This is a genomic window from Thermostilla marina, assembly GCF_054657455.1.
This window is the reverse complement of the sequence record NZ_BAAHYR010000001.1, coordinates 108051-131549: the sequence shown is the minus strand read 5'-3', so window position 1 is coordinate 131549 and position 23499 is coordinate 108051. Positions and strand designations below refer to the sequence as shown.

The 23499-nt window shown below is 61.9% G+C and carries 14 protein-coding genes and 1 tRNA gene; 8 read left to right on the top strand and 7 right to left on the bottom strand.

Features of this window, described 5'->3' with window-relative positions; translation table 11 throughout:
- Window positions 1-66 precede the first annotated feature (66 nt).
- Window positions 67-1914: a glycoside hydrolase family 2 protein gene (locus ACYQ2I_RS00475; protein WP_460165016.1), complete on the top strand. Its 1848-nt coding sequence runs from the start codon at window positions 67-69 to the stop codon at window positions 1912-1914.
- Between the two features lie 252 nt (window positions 1915-2166).
- Here ACYQ2I_RS00475 and ACYQ2I_RS00470 read toward each other — a convergent pair whose 3' ends face one another.
- Entirely contained in the window at window positions 2167-2565 is a 399-nt protein-coding gene (locus ACYQ2I_RS00470; protein ID WP_460165015.1) for a hypothetical protein, read from the bottom strand.
- Window positions 2566-3352: 787 nt separating this feature from the next.
- Window positions 3353-3425: transfer RNA gene (locus ACYQ2I_RS00465), tRNA-Lys, on the bottom strand.
- 273 nt (window positions 3426-3698) lie between these two features.
- Here ACYQ2I_RS00465 and ACYQ2I_RS00460 point away from each other — a divergent pair.
- Window positions 3699-3986, top strand: a complete 288-nt coding sequence (locus ACYQ2I_RS00460; RefSeq protein WP_460165014.1) for a co-chaperone GroES — start codon at window positions 3699-3701, stop codon at window positions 3984-3986.
- Between the two features lie 88 nt (window positions 3987-4074).
- Window positions 4075-4599 carry a nitroreductase family protein gene (locus ACYQ2I_RS00455; protein ID WP_460165013.1) on the top strand — a complete coding sequence of 175 codons (525 nt, stop codon included), beginning with the start codon at window positions 4075-4077 and terminating at the stop codon, window positions 4597-4599.
- 12 nt (window positions 4600-4611) lie between these two features.
- Here ACYQ2I_RS00455 and ACYQ2I_RS00450 read toward each other — a convergent pair whose 3' ends face one another.
- From ACYQ2I_RS00450 to ACYQ2I_RS00435, 4 genes are all read right to left on the bottom strand, one after another.
- The gene (locus ACYQ2I_RS00450) at window positions 4612-7848 is read right to left on the bottom strand and encodes an outer membrane protein assembly factor BamB family protein (RefSeq protein WP_460165012.1); all 3237 of its coding nucleotides are present in this window, start codon (window positions 7846-7848) and stop codon (window positions 4612-4614) included.
- A gap of 16 nt (window positions 7849-7864) precedes the next feature.
- Window positions 7865-9271: a sulfatase family protein gene (locus ACYQ2I_RS00445; protein WP_460165011.1), complete on the bottom strand. Its 1407-nt coding sequence runs from the start codon at window positions 9269-9271 to the stop codon at window positions 7865-7867.
- Between the two features lie 82 nt (window positions 9272-9353).
- A complete protein-coding gene (locus ACYQ2I_RS00440) occupies window positions 9354-11219 on the bottom strand; it encodes a sulfatase-like hydrolase/transferase (RefSeq protein WP_460165010.1) in 1866 nt (621 codons plus the stop codon).
- A 229-nt stretch (window positions 11220-11448) separates the two neighbouring features.
- Window positions 11449-12912, bottom strand: coding sequence for an RtcB family protein (locus ACYQ2I_RS00435; RefSeq protein ID WP_460165009.1), 1464 nt, complete (start codon window positions 12910-12912; stop codon window positions 11449-11451).
- A 284-nt stretch (window positions 12913-13196) separates the two neighbouring features.
- Between ACYQ2I_RS00435 and ACYQ2I_RS00430 the strand changes: the two genes are divergently transcribed.
- Both ACYQ2I_RS00430 and ACYQ2I_RS00425 read left to right on the top strand, forming a co-directional pair.
- A complete protein-coding gene (locus ACYQ2I_RS00430; protein ID WP_460165008.1) occupies window positions 13197-14237 on the top strand; it encodes an ABC transporter ATP-binding protein in 1041 nt (346 codons plus the stop codon).
- Window positions 14230-15234, top strand: a complete 1005-nt coding sequence (locus ACYQ2I_RS00425) for an ABC transporter ATP-binding protein (RefSeq protein WP_460165007.1) — start codon at window positions 14230-14232, stop codon at window positions 15232-15234. Before ACYQ2I_RS00430 ends, ACYQ2I_RS00425 begins: the two co-directional genes overlap by 8 nt.
- A gap of 54 nt (window positions 15235-15288) precedes the next feature.
- Here the strand turns inward: ACYQ2I_RS00425 and ACYQ2I_RS00420 are convergent, their stop codons facing one another.
- The gene (locus ACYQ2I_RS00420) at window positions 15289-15879 is read right to left on the bottom strand and encodes a hydrolase (protein WP_460165006.1); all 591 of its coding nucleotides are present in this window, start codon (window positions 15877-15879) and stop codon (window positions 15289-15291) included.
- A 1020-nt stretch (window positions 15880-16899) separates the two neighbouring features.
- Here ACYQ2I_RS00420 and ACYQ2I_RS00415 point away from each other — a divergent pair.
- The 3 genes from ACYQ2I_RS00415 (at window position 16900) to ACYQ2I_RS00405 (ending at window position 23463) form a co-directional block, all read left to right on the top strand.
- Complete coding sequence (locus ACYQ2I_RS00415) at window positions 16900-18234, top strand: Gfo/Idh/MocA family protein (protein ID WP_460165005.1); 1335 nt, start codon at window positions 16900-16902, stop codon at window positions 18232-18234.
- 252 nt (window positions 18235-18486) lie between these two features.
- Complete coding sequence (locus ACYQ2I_RS00410) at window positions 18487-20703, top strand: amino acid permease (RefSeq protein ID WP_460165004.1); 2217 nt, start codon at window positions 18487-18489, stop codon at window positions 20701-20703.
- A gap of 216 nt (window positions 20704-20919) precedes the next feature.
- Window positions 20920-23463: a hypothetical protein gene (locus ACYQ2I_RS00405; protein WP_460165003.1), complete on the top strand. Its 2544-nt coding sequence runs from the start codon at window positions 20920-20922 to the stop codon at window positions 23461-23463.
- The last annotated feature ends 36 nt before the right edge of the window (window positions 23464-23499 follow it).

Here is a 23499-nt window from a genome sequence, read left to right as displayed (position 1 = left end):
CGCCGTGGGGATAGGAGGAATGTGTCGCGCAAGCGGTTGCGTCGATTTCTTCGCCGGGAGTTCGAAATGTATCTCGTTCTTGCATTGTTCGCCGCGGCCATGTGGTTTGTCGTGTCGGGTTCGTTCGTCGTGCAGCCGGTCGCCGCTGCGGCCGAACCGTGGAAGCCGGCACCGTGCCCGTTGATGACGCCGTGGGGCGAAAAAATCGATCCCGAAAACGTATGGCCCGAATATCCGCGGCCGATGTTGGTCCGCGCCCAATGGTTGAACCTCAACGGGCTATGGCAATTCGAGTTCATCGACCAAGACAAGCGTCCCGAAAAAATCCCCTTCAGTCGCGATCTTGGACGACGAATCCTCGTGCCGTTTCCGTGGGAATCGGCCCTGTCGGGAATCCGCGAGTTCCATCCGCAAGGCCGGGCGTGGTATCGTCGGACCTTCCGCGTGCCCGAAGCGTGGCAAGGAAAACGCATCCACTTGAACTTCGAGGCCGTCGATTGGGAATGCGCCGTATTCGTCGACGGAAAATACGCAGGCGGCCATCGCGGCGGCTACGATCCGTTTTCCATCGACATCACCGACTATCTTGCCGACCGTGACGCCCACGAATTGCTCGTGTACGTGTACGATCCCGGCAGCGATCGGCCCATCGCCCGCGGGAAACAAAGCAACGGCAAGTTCGCCGACCCGCAAGGCTTTTCGTACACACCCAGCTCGGGCATTTGGCAGACCGTATGGTTGGAGCCGGTCGACCCGGTGCATCTGGCCGAGTTGACGATCACGCCCCGCCTGGCCGAGAAGACCGTCACGTTCTCGTGCGGTATTTCAGGGTTGGAGCCCGACGTGACCTACCGCGTGATCGTGCGCGACGGCGAAACCACGATCGCCTCGGGCGAAACCCGCGCGGACAAGGAACTGACCTTGCCGATCCCGCAGCCGAAGCCCTGGACGCCGGATCACCCGTTTTTGTACGACGCCGAAATCGTCGTTCTCCGCGAAGGACGTCCCGTCGATCATGTCGAAAGCTACTTCGGCATGCGTGATGTCGGCATTGCGACGATCGACGGTGTGCCCAAGATCGTCCTCAACGGGCGGTTCGTCTTTCAGATGGGCCCGCTGGATCAAGGGTTTTGGCCCGACGGTCTCCACACACCGCCTAGCGACGAGGCCATGCGCTGGGACATCGAAGGCATCAAGGACTTCGGCTTCAACATGATCCGTAAGCACATCAAGGTCGAACCGCGACGCTGGTATTATTGGTGCGACAAGTTGGGCATCCTCGTGTGGCAAGACATGCCCAGCACCTTCGGCGAACGCGAATACGACGATCGCATCCAGTTTGAAGCCGAACTGGAACGGATGATCCGCACGCACGAGAGCCATCCGTCGATCATCATGTGGGTCGTGTTCAACGAACACTGGGGCATCTACGATCCCTATCGCATGACCCGCAAAGTGACGGCCCTCGATCCCACGCGATTGGTGAATACGAACAGCGGCTTCACCGCCGGAAAACGGAAGATCGACTATCAAGCCGGGCATGTCCGCGACATCCATCATTATCGTCCGCCGGGACCGGTCGAGGTGATCGACGATCGCGTCGCCGTGCTCGGCGAATACGGGGCAATCGGCTACCTGGTCGACGGCCACGTATGGGATCCCGACGGTCCGTGGGTCCACTTCAACTACGAGAACTTCGAAAAGGCGACCGCCGAATATGAACACTTCATCGCCCAGTTGACGGCGTACAAACGGCAAGGAGTATGTGCCGCCGTATATACACAATGGACCGACGTCGAAAACGAGATGAACGGCCTGTATACTTATGATCGTAAAGTGATGAAACTCGATCGTGACCGAGTGCGGCAGGCGAATCGGTCGACGTACCGCGACGACCTTCCTTACGGACCGTGACCTGGGCGGCGAAACGGCATTCGAAGCGCCCCGGAAGCGGCTTGCCGGCACCGGTTTGCCTGCGGGCCGATCGGGGCGCATGATCGGCTTTTTGACACCATTTTGGCGATATTCGATCTGGCAAGGTCACAACGCCCATTGGTCATTATTCGCCGTCACGCCGCGTCTAAAACCGGCTTGTGCAACGGGGTGATAAGGACCATCAGCGTAAAATTGCCACGCATGTTAATGGCTGATACTTGCTTCGCCGAGCTACTCTTTGAGCATCTCCATGAAAGGTTGCAGGTAGGGCAACAACAATTGTGTGATCTGGCGGAACAAGATCCCCGCTTGTGTCGTTGCATGTACGCTCGGGTTATACAAGAAGATGATTCTCGGATTGGCAGGCAGCCCTTCCGCAAGCATTCCCTCGCAAGGTCCGTCTTGAAGCTGACCGCGTGTGGCAGCCTCGACTTTGTCAACCAACTGCAACAGGCGTGTGTAGTCAGGCTCGGACAATCGCCCTTGAGCAGTCGTACTTTTTCCTCCATGTGGATAGCATGCGAGAATTTCACCATAGAAACGTCGGTCCGGCAAAATGCCCCGGACCAAACAGCGGTATTGCGGCCGCCCATGCTCATACCATCTGACAACGATTCTCTTGCTTGTCATTGAAGCGCCTCCCGCTTCGCGTTACTGTGGCGGCTCTCTTCGGTCGCCTGGACCACGAAACATCCACAGCGGCACGAAGACACTCTTCCCAGGAGGTGGAGGATGCGTGAGGTTTGTGGTTGCAGGCCCCAGGTCTTCAACCGGTGCGTGGACCGCAGCTCCATGTGGGGGATGAGGTTCGCATCTGGAACTAGAAAGGGGTTTCAAAGTGTCTACTCGCGTAATAAAACGCCCTGGTTCATATGGTTCGATATATCAGCCCGTTGCAAAACCTCTTTGCAGACTGCGGCTGATTGTAGAAAATAGTGGCACGAAACGACAAGGAATAAGCCTCTGGGACCAAGATTCTGACGACACGATGCTCGGACCCAGGAAAAGGCTTCGACAGCCGACGCTGTTTATCCGCCGGGATGCAATCCCCGAACCGCCGGGTGCCGCGTTCTATCGCAAGCTGAACGCGCTTCTGGCGAAACATGAATTGGACCGACGGGCGGGGCGGAAGGCGTGACGGAGGGTAGCGCACAACCTGCGGGCAAGCGAGGCTGGCGGATTCAGAGCAACGGTTCCTGTCCCATATGGTGTGTGCGTGGGGGGGAACCGTCGCGCCGCGGGAGGTCATCCCGCTCTGCAAGGGCTCGATTTCGACGGCAAAATGGCGGCGCGAAATGCGACGCAGTACGCGGCGGAGACGCCTGGAAATACGCAGAAAGCCGACTCCGCCGGTTTGACGGAAGTCGGCTTTGTGTAAGAGGTTGCGGTATTTGCTGCCTAGGGCAAAACACCCAAGTGCCCCCTGTAGGACTCGAACCTACGACCCGCTGATTAAGAGTCAGCTGCTCTGCCAACTGAGCTAAGGGGGCGTGCCATGCGAAAGCCCATTCTATCATAGCTTTCGGGAATTTGAAAAGCCCCTTCGAATCCCGCGCCGAGGCGGTTCGTTTGCCGCACCGTTCCCTTGCCTCTTGTGAGAAGGATTCTGTAAGGGGGTGGTCGATACTCCTAAAGAGTTAGCGCAGGCTTGAGCGGTGAATCGTTCCGCGCCACAATAGGGGGCTATGACACGGCGTCCGACCGAGGTTTTCACAAGAGGGCGCCTGCGGTGGGGTCGGAGAGACCGGGAGGAGGAAAAAACCGTGAAGCTCGTACCGCTGGGAAACAACGTGATCATCAAACCGTTGGAGGCCGAGGAAACAACCCCCGGCGGCATCGTCCTGCCCGACTCCAGTCGTGAACGCTCGCGCGAAGGACGCGTCCTCGCGGTCGGCGACGGTCGGCTCTTGCCCGACGGTAGCCGCGCCGAACCTCAGGTGTGCGAAGGGGACCGGGTGATCTTCAACCATTACGCGGGCAGTGAGGTTCAATTGGGCGACGAGAAAGTTCTTGTGATGAGCGAAGGCGAGATCCTCGCCGTCATCGAATGAGCTTGGCGGTGCGAAGACCGGCAGCGCGTTCGCATCGACGCATGTCCGTTTTCGGTTCTGAGGGGGCGCGTTTCCGAGGAGGGAACCCGTGGACGTCTTCGAAGCGATTCGTCGTCGGCATAGCTATCGTGGGCCGTTCACCGATGCGGCCGTCTCGCGGGAAGATTTGCGCAAGATCGTCGAGGCCGGTATCCGTGCGCCGTCGGGTAAGAACGAGCAAACGACCTCGTTCATCATCGTCGACGACCCTGCCTTGCTCGAACAGGCGAAGCAGATCATCGACCGGCCGGTGTGCGCCACGGCCAAGGCGATGATCGTGTGCGTTGCCGATCCGCGGCCGGTATTCAACGGGATGTCGTTTTACAAGGAGGACTGCGCCGCAGCCGTCGAAAACATGCTGCTGGCGATTACCGCGTTGGGTTACGCCACGGTCTGGCTGGACGGCGCGTTGCGGGTGAACCGCACGGCCGAACGGCTTGCGGAGCTGTTGGGCGTGCCCGCCGATCGGCGCGTGCAAGTCGTGCTTCCGCTGGGCGTACCGGCCGAGCAGTGGGAGCAAAAGCCCAAGCTGCCGTTCGAGCAACGGGCGTGGTTCAACCGTTTCGGCGTGTGAGAATCACGGCCGTCATTCTTTCGTGTCGAAGCACCGCACGCGACCGTCCTGCGTGGTCAAGTAGATACGGCCGTTCAGCGCGCTCATGCCGTCGAAGACGGGAGCCGCATCGAGCTCGAGCTCGTTCAGCAACTCTCCGTCGCGGCTGCGGAAGACCTGAAGTCGGCCTCCCAAGCGGCCTTCGAAGGCGGCCAGGGGATCATCTTCGGGGACGACGTCGGGCACACCCGCGGTGAACAGGTAATCGCCCGCCAAGAGCATCGCCCGCACACGAACCGGAATGAACTTCTGCCATTTCGCCGGTTGCAGGCGGACCCAACCGGTCCCTTTTTCGACGCCGCGACCGCCGTGTCGATACTGGTCGGTGTACGACTCGGGGGGAAGCCATGTGAGCCCGGTGCCTTTGTCGTTGTGCTCCAGCAGGGCCGGTTCGGTCGAAGCGTCGTCGGCGTACAGCAGGTAGCCGTGTTCGCCGGGGAAGAAAGCCGTGGCCCACAAGATCCGCCGGTAAAAGTACTTTACGGCGTAGGTCGTATGGTCGTCGAAGACGATGATCTGTCCGGCTTTGGGCGCGTGTTGCGACAGGTAGAATCCCGGCCACCATCGGCTGTGCATCCAGTAGATGCGGTCGAAGCCCGAATCGTCGAAAAAGCCGCCGGTCGCCACCAGGTGCGTTTCTCCCATGTCGAGTTCCCCCAACGAACTTGCCGGTTCGAGCGGAATCCGGTTCAAGTCGGGGTCGAACTTGATGCGGCCCATGTACAGGTTGTGTCCGTCGGAGACGAACAAATCAGGCCGGGCGCCTTCCATGGCAAAGGGCGTGCCGACGTCTTTCCAGATATCCGGCCACGGGCCTTCGAGCTTTTCCTTGGCCACGGGGTGGCCGTCGTTTGCGTCCAGGGCGTAGACGTAAATGCCGCCGTCGAGGAAGGAAGAACGGCCCGCCGCGGTGTAGACTTTGCCGTCTTGTACGAGCACGCTGCCGGAGACCGGCCACAACGACTCGATTTGTTCCTCGGCCACCAATCGGCGATCGTCGGGCGCCGCGCGAAACCGCCAAATCAAGGTGCCCTTCGCCGCATCCAAGCAATAGACGTAGCCGTCCCGGCACCCGAAGTAGAGTCGCCCTTTCCAGTAGGTGGGCGGCGAATCGATACGACCGCCGGCGAGGAACGTCCACGCCGTTTTCCCCGTCGCGGCTTCGACACAGCGGATTTGCCCGGCCTCCTTTTCGGCAAGCCAGACGCGATCCTTCACGCCGATCGCTTGCGCAGCCGCTGAAGCCAAGTGAATGTCCCACGCCGGAACGAGATTCGGACCCAGCTTCGCAGGCGTGTTGCCGCTGCGAGCATTATCGTGGCGGTACATCGGCCAGTCGGCCGTCGTCGCCGCGACCGTTTCGGTGATCGTCGCGCCGATTGTTTCGAGGGCCGGAAGTTCGGTCGTCTTGCCCTCGGCGGGCTTCGATGTAAGCGCCAAATAGCCCGGCACGATCACCCCGGGATAGCAAAAGCATTGGCTGGGCGGTACGTAAAACAGGCCGTTGGCGGGCACGAAGCTGGTGAAGCACGGCGCCCGCAGCCAATCGTTGCGCATGTGATTCTTGCCTTCGACGACGTCGATGAATTCGGCGCCGCGTTTCGGCCAAATCAGGTAGTCGCAGGTCGCCTTGCCGCGATAACAACGGTAATGATGGCCGGGCGAAATCAGCTTCCCGACGTCGATCGACGTTTTCACCTCGCCGGTGTGCAGGTCGTATCCTTCCGTCGATTGGCCGTAGAAAAGCGTATCGCCGATGACGAAGATTTCGGTCGGCATGTGCGACGCGCCGGCTAGGCTCGTGTGGCCGCGACGCTGCCACAATACGCGGCCGTCGTCCAAGGCGAAAGCGGTCATCGAGCTGGTCGTCGGCTTCGTGTCCTTGGTCGGTGCGGTTGCCGTCGAAGCGGCGTTTTCGGGCAGCGCAAGGCGTCCGCGGACGTGCAAGAGTACGACCCCGTCATGGACGGCCAACGAAGTACCTCCGCCCAAGGCGGAGAGGATCGGACATTCGACCGTCCAGCGCGATTCGCCGCTGCGCAGATCGAGGCACGTCAACGTCGTGCCGTCGTGATAGACGACGCGTCCGCCGTCGATTGCCAAGGCATACGGCAGTACGTGCAACAGGGGTGTTTCCCAGAGCTTTTTGCCCGACGGGATGTCGACGCCGACGAGGCGGTCCCGGGTTGCCAAGGACGGTCCGGCGATCTTTTCCAACGCGCCGATCGACCGACCTTGCGTACACTTGGCGACCAACACACCGTCGGAAAGCAAGATTTCATCGGCGCCTCTCGTGCCGGGTAATGCGTCGACGAGCACCTCACCCGTCGCTGCATCAAGGACGGAGACGGGTGAATCCAAGAAACGCAACGTGACGTACACCCGCTCGCCGTCGGTGACCAAGCGCCTCGCGATCGTGTGATGCATCTGCCAGCGGTTCTCGGTGCCGGTGCCGAACTCGGGTTGCCAGTCGACCAACGGCACTTCCCAGAGGTGAACGCCCGAGAAGGCATCGCGGGCGACGAGCCGGCAGTCTTGCGGCAAGTGCCGGTAAACGCCGATCGGCCCGAGGTCGATGATCGTGAACACACGGCCGCCTGCCGTCACGGTGCACTGCACACTGGTGGGCCATTCGTGGCTGCGGCACCAGCGGGGGCCGCTGGTCCAACGCAAGCCCTTGGGCGGGCCGACGCGTTTGTCGTTCGAGACTTGGTTGTTCGACGCGTCGTGCAAGAAATGCGTCCACTGATCCACGTCGTCGGGCCACGGTTTGCGTTCGATCGACCATCCGCCGCCGTCTTGCGTGCACAATACGCCGTCGGGCGCGAGGACGCGCATGAGCTCGTCGCGGGAAACATCGAAACCGGTCGAGACGACTACGGCCGCCGCCGTTTCGTCGACCAGCGGCAGGTGCTTTCCGTCGAAACGTGCGGCCCGGATCTTGCCGGAAAGTTGCGCGTCGGCGATTCGTCGCCGGGCCGCGGCCACGGCGTCGTCGCTTATGTCGAAACCCTGCACCAGAAATCGCTCGTCCAGTCGCAGGGCAAGCAACGTATCCGGTGCGTCGCATCCCAGGTGAACGATCAACCCGCCGCTTGCTCCGGCGTCGCGTAATGCATCGGCAGGAGCGGAATCTGCATCGACGCGAGTCGGATATCCGCCGCAGGCGGCGATCAGTCCCAGCCACATGAATACCACGACAGCGCGCACCGTTTTGTCCTCCCTTTCAATCGGTTCGAGTCGGTTCGGGGGCTTTTTTCAGGCGTGCCAATCCCGTATCGCCGGTTTCTTCGATCCAGCGGTCCAGACGCGCCCGCAGATCGTCGAGAACCTCGCGATACTCAGGCGAATCGGCCAGGTTGTGCAGCTCGAAGGGGTCTGCCTGCAAGTCGTACAGCTCTTCGTCGGGTTTTCGCTCGGCCAGCAATAGTTGTTGCGCGGCGTTGAGCTTCCCTTCGGCGGCCAAGCGACGGATGACCGGCAACATGGGGCGGTTTTCTTCGACGTACTCCGATTCGCGGTAACCCAGCTCGGGGTTGTAGTTGCGGATGTACTTGAAGCGATCCGTCCGCACGCAACGGATGTGATCTTCAAGGGTATCGATCAAGTCCCGGGCGGCAAAGATGCAATCGCGTGGTCGGGCGCGCGGTCCCCACAAGGGACGGCCGTCGAAGTGATCGGGGATGTCGATTCCGGCAAACTCCAATACCGACGCCGAAACGTCGAGCATCGAAACCAGTTCATCCCGCACGATTCCTCCCGATTGGCCGGGTCGGCGAATGATCAACGGCACATGAATGCCGCCCTCGTAGAGCCAGCATTTGCTTCGCAGATGGCATCGACCGTTGTCGCCGCAAAAGATCACGATCGTATTGTCGGCAAGGCCCTCGTGTTCGAGCCGGTCGAGGATCTCACCGACCTCTGCGTCGATGTATTCGATCGCGTCGAGGTAGCGGGCCCAGTCCAGGCGACATTCGGGATGATCGGGAAAATACGGCGGCAAGGCGACTTCGGCAGGATCGACCGGATGGGATGACCGCCGTCGCACTTCGATCCAGTCTTTCGCCCAACCGTTCGGTTGGCGATGGGTGACCCACAAGGTGATCTGCGCGAAAAAGGGTTGTCCGGGCCGCCGCTCTTTCCAGTCGTTCGCGTCGAACAGATGCGGCCACTTGAAATTGAGATCGGTCTTGTTCGAGTAGCCGCATCCCAACGCCGTGAAATAGCCCGCCTGTTGCAAGTAATAGGTGATCGGTTTGATGTGCGGCGGAAGCACCACGCCGCGCCGCCGTTGATCTTGCGTATCGGTGCGGGTCTGGTACACCCCGAGCATCATCGCGTTGCGCGACGGGGTACAGGAAGGGGCCGTCGTGAAGGCGCGGGTGAAACGGACGCCGTCGGCGGCCAGGGCGTCGATGTTCGGGGTTCGGACGGCCGGATGCCCGTAGCACGAAAGCTCCGGGCCGATGTCTTCGGCCATGATCCACACGATGTTCGGGCGTTCCGCCGCATGGACGGATATGCCCAAGCAGCAAAATATCACGGCCAGGCCGCCCAGCAGCGGCATGAAAGCGACCCGGTTCGTGAATCGATCGAAATTCCCCCGCCCTCCCCGTGTGCGGTGACACAACATGTGCTTGCTCCTTTTGTCTTCGGCAGCACGTGCCCGCGGGGGGACGAATCGGTCCGGTGCCCTGGTTGAAGATACCGTCGTTTTATTCCGTCGTTCCCTTCAGGTAACGGATGCGCCTGGCGACCTCGCCGGCGGCGTTCACCCACGGGGCGTTCGCCACCTGCTCGAAGTCGAACGGCAGGTTCGTTTTTCCGTCCTTCAAAAGAACGACCGTGTTCAAGATCAAGTTGGCTTCGACCGGATCGGTCGTTTTGTTCAAGATGTCGACCAGCGCCGGACGCGGATCGGCGGCGCCGACGAGTCCGACGAACTCGGCCGCACGGGTGCGGACGAGCAAATCGTCGTCCTTCCACATGTCCTGTTTCGCCTTGTCGACAAAACATTCCGCCTCTTTGCCGAAGGTGCTGCACACGATCCAGGCCCAGTATCGCGCGAGCGGGTCTTTTTCGGCAAATGCGGCTTCGAGTTTCGGCCTGGCTTCGGCAAAGGAAACGAGCTGCAAATCGGCGATCGACAGCAAATGGGTGATGCGATCCCGGTTCGCCCGCGCGTATCCGAATCCGTCGGGTGCACCTTCTCGCAAGAATACCGGCTCGGGGATCATGCCCAAGTCGGGCAAGTTGCACATCCGCTGTTGCACTTCGCGACGCATGTCGGCCAGCACGTCGGCGTAGGCCGGGTCGCCGGCCAGATTGTGCACTTCGTGCGGATCGTTTTCGAGGTCGTACAGGCATTCCGGCGGCCGGGCCTCGAAGAACGCCCGTTGCGCCGCGTTCAGTTTGCCCTGGCGATACAATTCCAGCCATTCGCGATAGGCGGGCTGCTTGTAGCGGTACTCGTTGTACAAGCCGTCGAAGTTGAACGGCTGATAGTTGCGGTGATAGCTGTACTTTCCCTTGCGGAAGAAGCGGACGAGATCGTACTTTTCGTCGAAGCGTTCGGCGTAGCCGTAGGTCGTGTTCCGGCGGTTCAGTTCGTCGAGCGTCACGCCCGGCCCCAAGAAGGGACGTCCGTCGATGCCTTCGGGAATCGTCGCCCCGGCCAGGTTCAAAACGGTCGCCGAAAGATCGACGAACTCGACGAAACCGTCGATGCGAGAACCCGGTTCGGCCGGTACCAGGTGTCGGAAGTTCTTCGGTACGTACACGATCAGCCCCACGTGCAGGCCGTCTTCATGGGCGTAGCCTTTGCTGCCGGGCAACACGCCGCCGTGATCACCGAAATGAAAGATGAACGTGTCGTCCAGTAGGCCGTCGGCCTCGAGTTGCCGAATGAACTCGCCGAGCTGCGCGTCGATTTGCATATGCGCGTCGAGGTAGTCGGCATACTTATTGCGGAACAACGGCGTGTCGGGATGATACGGGAAGAGTTCGACGTCGTCGGGATTCGTCTTCAGCGTTTCGTCGGGACGATTGCGGAACAACTGCCCCTCGTGCGTGCGGCCGTAGTTTTGCACGTGGAAGAACGGCTGTCCCGGCTTGCGGTTGCGATAGGTCGCCTTGTTCGACGATTCGTCCCACACGCCGTCCTTTTCCTCGGGAAGGAAGTTGTAGTCTTCCTTCGCGTTGTTCGTCGTGTAGTAACCGGCCTGACGCAGATACCACGGGAACATGTGCAAACCCGGCGGCATCTTCACCGGCTGTTCCTTGCGGTGCCATTGAGCGCCCAACCGCGGGGCGTAACAACCGGAAATGAGCGTGCTGCGGGCGACCGAGCATACCGGCGCGTTCGAGTACGCGTTTTCGAACACCAGGCCGTGTTCGGCCAGACGCTCGACATTCGGCATGGGAGCGCCTTTGGGATTGTACAACCGATACCACAGGGCCGAGTTGTCCTCGGTGGTCAGCCAGACGATATTCGGTCGACGTTGTTCCGCCGTTGCCAAGCCCGCCCACAAGCCTGCCGCCGCCAACACCAGCAGCGTCATTCCGAACCGGTTACGGATCATGATCGCCTCCCACGCATGTCGATTCGTCGATCGGAGAAACGGCATCGAGACGTCGCATCGCCTCGGCGCACTAAGGCCCATCATACCTTCGATGACGGTCGAATGGCCAAGCGCAGCGGGCAAATCTTTGCCGAACCGTCTCGTGCGGCAAAGAGTCTTATCGCGCCCATGAAAAAAGCCGCAGCACAGGTGCGTGATGCGGCTTGAGTGAGTCGGATCGTGAAGTCGGCTATCCCTTCACCACGCCGATCGGCCGTAACCGCGCGACCTTCTTGGCCAGCCCGGCGCGATCGACGACATCGACGACGACCGAGACATCCTTGTAGGCCTCGGGCTGTTCTTCGGCCAGGCCGCGCCGGCTTCGGGCGCGGGCGATGATGCCTTTGGCCTCCAGCTCGCGGTCGATGCGGCGTCCTTCGGCATGGCGAATCGCAGCCTTGCGGCTGAGGACGCGGCCGGCCCCGTGGCAGGACGAGCCGAACGAACGTTCCATAGCCGCCGGTTGCCCGACGAGCACCCAGCTTTCGCTGCCCATGTCGCCGGGGATGATCACCGGCTGGCCCACATGGCGATAGGCCGGAGGCACTTCGGGATGTCCCTTCGGGAAGGCGCGGGTGGCGCCCTTGCGGTGGACGCACACTAGCTTCCGGCGTCCGCCCACGTCGTGCTCTTCCATCTTCGCGATGTTGTGCGCCACGTCGTAAACCAAGTGCATGTCCAGTTCTTCCCACGGGCGACCGAAATAGTGTGCGAACGATTCGCGGGTCAACCACATCAAGAGCTGCCGGTTCGCCCAGGCGAAGTTGGCTGCGGCGCGCATGGCGGCTAAGTATTTCTGCCCTTCGGGACTGTTCACCGGCGCGCAGGCCAATTGCCGGTCGGGCAACTCGATGCCGTACTTGGCCGGGCAAGCGCGCATTTCGCGCAGGGCGTCGTCACACACTTGATATCCCAATCCGCGCGAGCCGGAGTGGATCATCACGCACACGGTGCCTTCGTGCAGGCCCATCGCTTGGGCGGCTTCGGGGTCGTGAATTTCGTCGACGACCTGCAACTCGAGGAAATGATTTCCCGAGCCGAGCGTACCGCACTGGTCGCCGCCCCGCTGTTTCGCCCGCTCGCCGACGGCCGCCGGATCGGCACCCGGAAGACATCCTTCGGCCTCGGTGTGGGCGACGTCTTCGTCGGTCGCCAAACCCCGTTCGCGCAGATAGTGAACGCCCTCGGCCAAGAGGCGGTCCATCTCCTTGCCGCCGAACAAATAGGGGCCGCCGGTGCCCACTCCGGCAGGGATGTCGCGAAACAAGTGGGCCACCAGTTGCTTGGCCTGCTTGCGGATCTCGTCGTATTCGAGGCCGGTGCGCATGAGCCGAACGCCGCAGTTGATGTCGTACCCGACCCCGCCGGGCGAAATTACGCCGCCCTCTTCCGGATCGGTCGCCGCCACACCGCCGATACAGAACCCGTATCCCCAATGGATGTCGGGCATCGCCAGGCTGGCCTTTTGGATTCCCGGCAGGCACGCAACATTGCTCACCTGTACCGGGGCCTGGTCGGCGCGGATTTGATCGATCAACCGCTCGTCGGCAAAAATACGTCCTTCGACCCGCATTCCCAGGCGGGCGTCCTTCGGAATGCGCCACGTCGTGTCGTCGATTCGCTCCAACGGTCCTTGGTATTCCTTGCCGGCCATGTTGTCTTCCTTGCTTATATTGCTTGTGTGCTGCAAACTTCCACGATCGGCAAACGGCTTTGCGGAACGATGTCCTCGCCGTTCATTGTTCGGTCTTGCATCGGCCGAAGCCAGACCCTTTTCGGGGCGTCGAAGCATCCACCGGCCGCTTGCAGCCGAAGACGCGCCGGCGATTTCCTCTCGTCGGCAAGGTATCGCAATTGGGAAATTCAGGAAAACAGAATACAATCGAAGGGTTCCTGACCACGACCGACAGCAGCCTAATCTGAACACACGGCAAACAGATGGCGAACCCTGAATCTTCCGGCACATCGATGATGGATGCGGCAGCGGCGCCGTTGGTTCGCGTCGAGAACCTGCACACGCACTTCTTCACCGACGAGGGAGTCGTAAAGGCCGTACAGGGGGTTTCGTTCGAGATTCCGCGCGGCCGCACGTTGGCCTTGGTGGGTGAATCCGGCTGCGGCAAGTCGGTCACGGCCTTGTCGCTGATGCGGCTGGTGGCGGCACCCGGCAAGATCGTCGAGGGTCGCATCACCCTCTTCGACGAGAGCGACGGCGAAATCGACATTCTGGGGTTGCCCGAGCGGGAATTGCGGAAGATTCGCGGCAAGAAGATCGCGATGATCTTCCAAGAGCCGATGACGTCGCTGAACCCGGTGTTTACGGTGGGTGCGCAGATCGTCGAGGCCTTGCGGCTGCACACCGATCTGTCGTCCGCCGAAGCGAAAGACGCCGCGATCGACATGCTCGCCAAGGTCGGCATTCCCGATCCGGCGCAGCGGTTCCGCGAGTATCCGCACCAGTTTTCCGGCGGTATGCGCCAGCGGGCGATGATCGCCATGGCGCTTTCGTGTCGGCCGCAACTGTTGATCGCCGACGAGCCGACCACGGCGCTCGACGTCACCATCCAGGCGCAAATTCTCGAATTGTTGCGCGATTTGCAGGAAGAACACCACATGTCGATCCTGCTGATCACGCACGATTTGGGGATCGTCGCCGAAACCGCGCAAGACGTGGTCGTGATGTACGCCTCGAAGGTGGTCGAACAGGCACCGGTGGCCGAGGTTTTCGATCGGCCGTTGCATCCGTACACGCGGGGGTTGTTGCGGTCGCGTCCTTCGCTGGGGCAGTCGAAGAGCGAGAAGCTGGAGACGATCGAGGGGATGGTTCCCAGTCCGCGGGAATTTCCGTCGGGCTGCAAGTTCCATCCGCGCTGCAAGCACCGGCAAGATCGCTGCGCACGTGAAGAACCGGAATTGGTCGAAATCGAGCCGGGCCATTTCGCCCGCTGTCACTTTGCCGACGAGTTGGCCGATGCGTAAATCGTTGCTCGAAGTCAAACATCTGAAGAAGTATTTTCCCGTCCGCAAGGGCATCTTTTCGCGGATCGCCGGGTACGTGAAAGCGGTCGACGACGTTTCCCTGTCGATCGCCGAGGGCGAAACGCTCGGGCTGGTCGGCGAATCGGGGTGCGGAAAGACGACCACCGGCCGGACGATTCTACGCTTGCTCGAACCGACCTCGGGAACCGTGCTGTTCGACGGCGACGACGTGGCCGCCGCCAAGGGCGACACGCTGCGGAAGCTGCGGCGGAAGATGCAGATCGTCTTCCAAGATCCCTTCAGCTCGCTCAATCCCCGCATGACCGTCAGCTCGATCATCGAGGAAGGGCTCATCGTCCATCGCATGGGCGATGCCCGCAAGCGGCGAGAAATCGTCATGCAAACGCTCGAAAGCGTGGGCCTGCCCGCCGATGCGGCGAACCGCTATCCACACGAGTTTTCGGGCGGCCAGCGACAGCGAATTTGCATCGCCCGAGCGCTGGCGGTCCGGCCGCGGTTCATCGTGCTCGACGAACCGATCTCGGCGTTGGATGTTTCGATTCAATCGCAAATCATCAACTTGCTGACCGAGCTGCGCAGCAAGTTCAACTTGACGTACTTGTTCATCTCGCACGACCTGTCGGTGGTCGAGTATCTTTCGGATCGTGTGGCGGTGATGTACCTGGGGCAGATCGTCGAGACGGCCGCGTCGAGCGAGTTGTACGCGCGACCGGCGCATCCGTACACGCAGGCATTGCTGTCGGCGATTCCCGTGCCGGATCCGAAAACGAAGAAGCAGCGGATCGTCCTCGAGGGCGATGTTCCCAGCCCGCGAAATCCGCCGCCGGGATGCCGATTCCATCCGCGTTGTCGCTTTGCCGAAGAGCGTTGCCGCACAGAGCAGCCGGCGTTATGTGAAGCGGCGCCGGGGCATTTTGCGGCTTGTCACTTTGCCGAGCGATTTCTCGAAGCCCCCGTCCAGAAAGCGGCCGACTGATCGCAGTTCGTCGGCGGTCGGTAGAGCGGCCCGCACGCGACGAACGAAAGGGAATCAATCGTCGGCCGGCGGTTCTTCGCGCACCAGGCGACTGATTTCCTTGAACGCCGGGTGGGCGGCCGTCTCGCACCACTCGAACAGGGCGGCCTCGGTCGTGGTGAGGACGACCCCGGAGGTTTCCATCCGCCGCAACGCCGTTTCGTGATCCAAACGATGCCGCGACCCCACGGCATCGACCGGCAGAAAGACGTTCCAGCCTCCCGCAAGCAGGTCAAGGGCCGTTTGCGCGATACACACGTGCGTTTCGATGCCGCAGATAAGAATCGTGTCGCGGTTGTCGGCCGAAAGCTGCTCGAACAAGTCGCCGCACTCGCGACAACTGAACATTTTCTTCGACGGCACATCGCCGAGTCGTTCGGCCAGTTCGGGCACGGTCGGACCGAGTCCCTTTGGATACTGTTCGGTGCCGACGACGGGAATCTCGAGCGCCTTCGCCGCGTCGATGAGTCGGCGCACGTTCCACACGATTTGCCGCTTGCCGTCGACCAGCGGCAAAAGTTTCTCTTGAATATCGACGACAAGCAGGGCGGTCGTCGCAGGCGACATGAGCAGCGGGCTGCGGGAGGGGAAAGTCTCGGATGACATGAACCGATTCTCCTACCGAACGATTGCCCGACGAACTGCGAACATCGTCGCGTGCGCATGCGGCGCACGCGATCCGCCCTAACGTCGCAGAAAGGCGATTACTTCTTGCGGTGTCGAATCTTGGAACGCATTCGACGTTTCTTGCGACCGATCTTGCGCCGACCTTTTCCGGTTTTCTTCGTGCCCACGATCTTCTCCGCTTGTGGATCTTCGGGTCAAAACGAACGACGACGAGCAACCGACGCCGGAAACCGTGCCCGGCGGCCTCGGCTCGGTGCTGCGATTGGAAAGCGATGCGGTCGTCCCCGAAAGGGGCGCCGAGCCGACATGAAGGACGCACGTTCGCCCGGCTCGACGATGCGGATTCGGCGGAAGGAAGGTACCCACCGGATACGCGGAAGACACGTTCCGCCCAAGAGGACAACCGAAGCCCTCAATATACCAATCCCGCGACGGGCCCCGCAAGGGGACGGCGAAACAGGATTGCCTATCGTTTGTAAGTTGCCCATATTGTGCTTCTGCTTACAGGGAGCAGAGGACCGCGGGGCGCGGGCGGTTTTCACGGCGATCGTAGAGACGACTCGGCTGCCGGACGGGGGAACCCCGAGAGGCGATCGACCGGAACATCGCTCGATGCCGAAACGGCGAAAATAGGATTCTCTGCTTGCATCAGGCGTCGGCAATGACCAAACTATTTGGTGCAAATTGGAGATCGTCGTATCGGACCGACGTCGATATCCCGCCCTTCCGTAACCGCGCAACTCCAACGGATGCGGGTTTGGCCGTTACGGTGTCGCTCACCGCAAGCATCTCCCGCGCAAGGATGCCGATCTCGGTGGTCTTTGCCGGTCGGAAGGGCTTGCGGCGGGAAGACACCGCGTTGAATGCGCGACGTGTGATCGGGCGTTCGCCGGCAAAGATCGTTCCCGCGGGCGGTTGTGCATCGCGGGAGAGGCGCGGATCTCGGCATGCGGTCCCGCTTTCCACTCCCCTTGTTTTGTCCTACCAGGAGTATCCGTCATGGCGTTCAAAACCAGTCGTCGTCGTTTCGTTCAGACCACGGCCGCGGTGGGTATCGGTTACTGGGTGGCCGGCGGCGTGCGCGCCCAAGAGAGCAAGTCGCCCAACGAACAAATTCAGTTCGCCTCGATCGGTGTGGGCGGCAAAGGACAAAGCGACTCGGCCGATGCAGGCAAACACGGCAAGATGGTCGCCATCTGCGACGTGGACGACCGCACGCTCAACGGTGCCGCGAAGCGGTTCGAGGGCGCGAAGTTGTACAACGACTTCCGCAAGATGCTCGAAGAGATGGGCGATCAGATCGACGCCGTGACCGTCAGCACGCCCGACCATTGCCACGCCGCCGCCTCGCTGATGGCGATGCGGATGGGCAAGCACTGCTTTTGCCAGAAGCCCCTGACGCACAGCATTTACGAGGCCCGGTTGATGGCCCAGGTGGCCAAAGAAACCGGCGTGCAAACGATGATGGGCAACCAGGGTACGGCGACCGACGGCTTGCGAAAAGCGGCCGCGTTGCTGAAAGCCGGTGCGCTGGGCACCGTCACCGAAGTTCACGTGTGGACGAACCGGCCGATCTGGCCGCAAGGCGGCGAACGTCAGCCCGAACAGCCCGTGCCGCCGTATCTGCACTGGGAAGAATGGATCGGTCCGGCTCCCTTCCGGCCGTACGCTCCCGGCTACCATCCCTTCTCGTGGCGTGGTTGGTGGGACTTCGGCACCGGGGCCTTGGGCGACATGGCCTGCCACACGATGAACATGCCGTACGCCGGGTTGGACCTGCTCAATCCGACCTCGGTCCAGGCCGAGACTTCCGGCCACAACGGCGACAGCTACCCGAAATGGTCGATCATCACCTACGAGTTCCCGGCCAACGATTGGCGGCCGGCCCTCACGATGAAGTGGTACGACGGCGGCAAGCGTCCGCCGGTCGAGCTGTTCGAAGGCTTCGACGATCCGAAGGCACCGAACCCGAGCGGTTCGTTGATCATCGGCGACAAAGGCAAGATCTACTCGCCGCACGACTACGGGGCCGAGTTCCGCATCATCGGCGACAATGCCGACATGGAAGTGGAATTCGAAAAGTCGCCGGGGCACTTCGAAGAATGGGTTCGCGCCATCAAGGAAGGCAAACCGGCGATGTCGAACTTCCCGAACTACGCCGGGCCGCTCACCGAGGTCGTCCTCCTCGGCAACCTGGCCGTTTGGGTCGCCAAGGAACCCGGCCTGGGCGAAAAGGTCGAATGGGATCCGGTCAACCTCAAGGTGAAGAACATCGAGGGCTTGGAAAAGATCGTCAAGCCGGAATATCGCGACGGCTATATCTTGGACGCCTGATCCACGCCTGTTGACCGATCGCCGCGGTCGACGGCGGCGGTTCGACGCTTCGAATTCGGTACGCGGGACGTTCGCCTTCGGCGGGCCTCCCGCGTTTTTTGTTTTGGGGTGCTTGTTTCGTTTGTGCGGCTCGTCGTCGGACGAGGAATCGGTGGAATTCGGCAAGACGGGCATTTTCCGAGGACAAGGCGGCCGCTACGATACATCATCGCAGAATCACAATCACCGATCACCCGCCTTACAAGGAAGGACATGGACTCGGACCCGGCACGGAAAATCGGGCTCGTCGGCGCGACGAGTATCGGCGTGGGAGCGATCGTCGGCGGCGGCATTCTGGCCTTGGCCGGAACCTGTTTCGCCGCCACCGGCCCCAGTGCGGCGCTGGTTTTTTTGGCCAACGGCCTCATCGCCTATCTGACCGCGATGAGCTTCGCCGAGCTGGCGACCGGGTTTCCACGCTCGGGAGGAACCTACGTCTTCGCCAAGACTGTTCTCTCGGTCGAGGCCGCGTTCCTGGTCGGCTGGGTCGTATGGTTTGCTTCGATCACCGCCGCAGCGTTGTACGCGATCGGCTTCGCGCAGTTCTTTTTCGACCTGCTGCGACACCTGGGTTGGTTCGGAGCTGCCGGGCCCCTCGGCCGCTATTGGACGTTCAAGTTGTTTGCGTTGGCGGCAGTGCTCGTGTACACGTTGCGGCTGTCGCGGCAGTCGGGCGCCGGCGGCGCCGTGATCGAGAACATCCTCAAGGTTCTCTTTTTCGGGGCCATCATCATCGCCGGATTGTGGGCCGTGCTCACCGGCACGCCGCGTCCCGTCGATGAAGCGTTCACGCCGTTTTTTGCCGAAGGGGCCGAAGGCTTTTTCGCCGCGATGGGATACACGTTCATCGCCATGCAGGGGTTCGACTTGATTTCGGCGGCAAGCGGCGAAATTCGTCGACCTCGACGGAACATTCCGCTGGCGATGTTCCTTTCGCTGGCGATTGCGCTGGCGATCTACGTGCCGTTGATGCTGCTCGTTCCCCTCGTGGGCGTGCCCCCGGGCGAAACGCTGATCGACTTGTGCCGCGCCGATCCCGAAGGGATCATTCCGACCGCCGTCGAGCAGTTTACTGGTAGGGCCGGTTTTTGGCTGGTGATGATCGCGGGAATACTCGCGATGCTTTCGGCGCTGGGGGCCAACCTGTTTGCCGCCTCCCGGATCGCCGTGGCGATGGCGACCGATCGCACGATGCCGCGGTTCTTGTCGCGCCATCATCCCGAGTCGAAAACACCGTACGTGGCGGTGGCTGCGACGTCGCTACTGGCCGTGATCGTCGTGTTGGTGTTGCCCGATGTCGCAACCGCCGGTGCGGCGGCGGGGCTGATCTTCTTGTTGTGTTTCACCCTGGTGCACGGGATCGCGATTTTGGCGCGGCGTCGAGCTTTGCGGACGGATACGTTCCGCACCCCGTTGTTCCCCTTGGTACCCGTCTTGGGAATCGCTGCTTGCTTTCCGCTGGCGATGTTTCAAGGCGTGGTCGTGCCGCGAGCGGGCGTGTTGACGGCGTTGTGGATGATGGCGGGGGGCTTCGTGTTCATGGCGTTGTTTGCGCGACCGGCCCGTGTCGTCGACGCCCGCGCCGCCGCCGTCGACCCCGAACTCACGCGTCTGCGAGGTCGCTCGCCGCTGGTGCTGGTACCGGTCGCCAATCCGCAACGCGCGCCGGCGTTGGTGCGCGTGGCCGACGCCTTGTCGCCGCCGGAAATCGGGCGCGTGTTGTTGTTGACGGTCGCGCTCGCCCGCAAACGCGAGATTACCCCCGAAGAATGCCGGTCGGCTTTGGAACGATCGCAGTCGGTGTTGTCCGAGGCGCTGGCCGCGGCCGTCCGCTTCGGGCGGTTTCCCGAGGCCCTCACCACCCTGGGGGAATCGCCCTGGCGCGAGATCGGCCGTGTCGCCCGCGCACACCGCTGCGAGGCCGTGTTGCTCGGCTTCAGTGAGCTAGGCGACGAAGACCTGACGCCGCCGGTCGACCAGTTCATCCGAACGGCGGCCTGCGACGTGGTGGTCTTGCGGGCGCCGGGCGACTGGGATCCGCGGACGGTGCGCCGCGTGGTGGTGCCGGTGGCGGGCGCACGATTGCACGATCGCCTTCGCGCGCGGCTCTTGGGAAGCCTCCTGCGAACCGGGTTGCAGCAAGTCACCTATTTGCGCGTCGTTCCGCCCCAAATGCCGCCTGCCGCAAGGAATCGTGCCCGACGCGTGTTGACCGAAATCGTCGAGGATGAGGCGGGCGAGATCGGAACCGGGCGGATCGTCGTCGCCGAAGACGTGGCCGACGCCCTCGTCGACGCGATCGCCGAGCACGACCTGGTGATCATCGGCACACAGCGCGTTTCGCGCAGGGAAAAGGCCGTAGGCCGCCTGACGCTCGCCCTTGCCCGCCGCACCACCACGCCGATGCTGTTGATCAGCCAACGCGAATAAGTCGCTTCGGCAACAGGTGTGTTGCCGGGATGCTTGCGCCGTGTGGATGAAATCGGCCTGTCTCGCGATTACAATCGAATGTCCTCGACAGCGGGAAGCGGGTAACTGTGGCAATAGGCACGCATCGGAAGATTTGCGACGTCGATCGGCGGCGAATCGATTTCGTGACGGTGCGCAACCGACGATATCCCATCCCCGTTTCCCGAAGGTTTTCTCATGCGTTTGCTTGCCCGATTCGTTTGGATCGTATGCCTGATCGGCGCGGCGACGGCCGGTTTTGGTAACGCGGCCGAATTTTACGTCTCTCCACGCGGCGACGATTCGAATCTCGGCACGGCGGAACGACCCTTTCGCACGATCGATCGTGCGCGTCAAGCTGTACGCAAGATCGCCGGCCGAGAACCGGCCGACGTTTTCTTGGACGAGGGGACGTACTATCTCGACGATACGATCGTGTTCACGCCCGATGATTCGGGAACGCCCGACGCACCGGTTACGTACCAAGCGCGGCCGGGAGCGAATCCCGTCATCAGCGGCGGGCGACGGCTCGAACTCGCGTGGCGCCCGTCTCAAAACGGCATTCTTCAGGCCCGCGTGCCCGACGACGTAACGGAAATCGACCAGTTGTTCGTCGCCGGAAAGCGGCGTCCGCTCGCCCGCTGGCCGGACTATCGCGAGGGAGAACACGGCGTCGATGTCGGCTACGCCCGCGGCTTGGAGCCTCGCCCCGGCGAGCCCGCCTCGCGCGTGACGCCTCCGTTGCAGCCGTTCTCGACGCTGGCGTTCGATCCGCAGAAATTCACGCCGCGCCGTTGGGCGCATCCCGAAACCGCCGTGTTGCACATCTTTCAAAGTCAGCGTTGGAGCAACCTGCAATGGCGATTGAAGGCGATCGACTACGAATCCCACCGGATCGCATTGGGCGAAGGCGGATGGCAAATCGGAACGCTTTGGCACACCGAGCGGGCCAATCGCATCGGCGGCGGTTCACCCTATTTCATCGAGAACGTGTTCGAAGAATTGGATGCGCCCGGCGAGTGGTACTTCGATGCCCCGAACCACGTGCTCCATTACCTGCCGCACGAACATGAAGACATCGCAACGGCCGAAGTCGTCGGCTGCGTACTGAAAGAGCTGATCGTGCTCGCGGGCACGGCCGAGAATCCTGTGCACGATCTGCATTTTCGCGGAATCACCTTCGCGCACACCGCCCGCACGATGCTCGAACCGTACGAAACGCGTCTGCGCGGCGATTGGGCGATTGCGCGGCGGGCGGCGTTGCGATTCGACGGCGCCGCCGATTGTTCGGTCGTCGATTGCCGATTCGTGCATTTGGGCGGCAATGCCGTGTTGCTTTCGAACTACAACCGCCGGGTCGAGGTCGCCGATTCGTTGTTCACCGACATCGGCGACAGCGCCGTCTTGGCGGTGGGAAGCGACGACGCCGTTCGCGAGCTGCGCGTGCATCGGACCTATCACGTTCCTCTGGACGAACTGACCGATCTCGAGCCGGGGCCCAAGTCGCCGAACTATCCCGGTGAATGTACTATTCGCAATAACCTGATGTATCGCTTGGGGATCGTGGGCAAGCAGACGGCGGGCGTGTATCTTTCGGCCTGCGAACGGATCCACGTGAGTCACAACACGATCTGTCTCGTACCCCGCGCGGCGATCTGCATCAACGACGGATGCTGGGGCGGCCACCTGATCGAATTCAACGACGCCTTCTTGACCGTGCTCGAAACCTCGGACCACGGGCCGCTGAACGCCTGGGGACGTGACCGATACTGGCAGTCGTTGCACCGTGAAAACAAGCCGTGCGACATGACGTTGTCGAAGCGATACGCCGTGCTCGACAACCATCTGCCGACGGTGATTCGCAACAACCGCTTTGCCCACGACGGATTCAGTTGGGGAATCGATCTCGACGACGGCGCGTCGAACTATATCGTCGAAAGCAACCTGTGCCTGGGATGCAGTGTGAAGTTACGGGAAGGCTTCTTCCGCCGTGTACACCACAATATTTTCGTGGGGCCGAATCCGCCGAGTAAGCATTGTTGTTTCGAAGACAACGACGACGTGATCACGAATAACATTGTCGTCAATACACGCGATGCGTGGGCGATCAATCGCGGACCGGCGACCGTGCATTTGCCCAAAGAAATCGATCGCAACGTGTACTGGAACACACCGGGTGAGCCGCCCCTCTTCGGTTACCAAGGGGCGATCGACGGCGAATCACCGCGTCGCCGCGCACTGTCGCTTGCGCAGTGGCAGGCCTTGGGGGCCGACACCCGTTCGGTGTTCGCCGATCCGCGGTTCGTCGACTTGGAACACGGCGACTTTCGGTTGCGGCCCGATTCACCGGCGTTGCGGTTGGGCTTCCGACCGTTTCCGCTGGATCGGTTCGGGACGCAAAAGCCCGAGTTCGTCGCCCTTTTGAGCGCTGAAGGTCTGCGTCCCCAAGGGACGGCGGACGATTCCGAAACCGTGTTCGACTGGCTGGGTGCCGCGCTGCGCAACGGGCCGCAAGGGATCGCGTTGTTCGACGTACCGCAAGCGTCCGAGGCGTATCGGCTCGGCTTCCGCCGCGGCGACGTGCTCATTCGGATGAACGAAACCGACATCGCGAACGTGCCGGAACTGATCGGCGCGATTTCGGCGGCCCCGGCGACCGAAACGCGATTCGTCGTCCGTCGCGGCAATCGGCAAGAGATGATCGTGTCGCCGACCCCCGGCGGTGTTCCCTCGCCGCGGTAGGGCGTTGTTTTTCTCCCCCCGACGATCGGAGTGATT

Coding starts and splice junctions, on each gene's coding strand:
- ACYQ2I_RS00475 (WP_460165016.1), top strand. CDS start 67: ATGTATCTCGTTCTTGCATTGTTCGCCGCGGCCATGTGGTTTGTCGTG.
- ACYQ2I_RS00470 (WP_460165015.1), bottom strand. CDS start 2,565: ATGACAAGCAAGAGAATCGTTGTCAGATGGTATGAGCATGGGCGGCCG.
- ACYQ2I_RS00445 (WP_460165011.1), bottom strand. CDS start 9,271: ATGTTGTGTCACCGCACACGGGGAGGGCGGGGGAATTTCGATCGATTC.
- ACYQ2I_RS00440 (WP_460165010.1), bottom strand. CDS start 11,219: ATGATCCGTAACCGGTTCGGAATGACGCTGCTGGTGTTGGCGGCGGCA.
- ACYQ2I_RS00435 (WP_460165009.1), bottom strand. CDS start 12,912: ATGGCCGGCAAGGAATACCAAGGACCGTTGGAGCGAATCGACGACACG.
- ACYQ2I_RS00430 (WP_460165008.1), top strand. CDS start 13,197: ATGGCGAACCCTGAATCTTCCGGCACATCGATGATGGATGCGGCAGCG.
- ACYQ2I_RS00425 (WP_460165007.1), top strand. CDS start 14,230: ATGCGTAAATCGTTGCTCGAAGTCAAACATCTGAAGAAGTATTTTCCC.
- ACYQ2I_RS00420 (WP_460165006.1), bottom strand. CDS start 15,879: ATGTCATCCGAGACTTTCCCCTCCCGCAGCCCGCTGCTCATGTCGCCT.
- ACYQ2I_RS00415 (WP_460165005.1), top strand. CDS start 16,900: ATGGCGTTCAAAACCAGTCGTCGTCGTTTCGTTCAGACCACGGCCGCG.
- ACYQ2I_RS00410 (WP_460165004.1), top strand. CDS start 18,487: ATGGACTCGGACCCGGCACGGAAAATCGGGCTCGTCGGCGCGACGAGT.
- ACYQ2I_RS00405 (WP_460165003.1), top strand. CDS start 20,920: ATGCGTTTGCTTGCCCGATTCGTTTGGATCGTATGCCTGATCGGCGCG.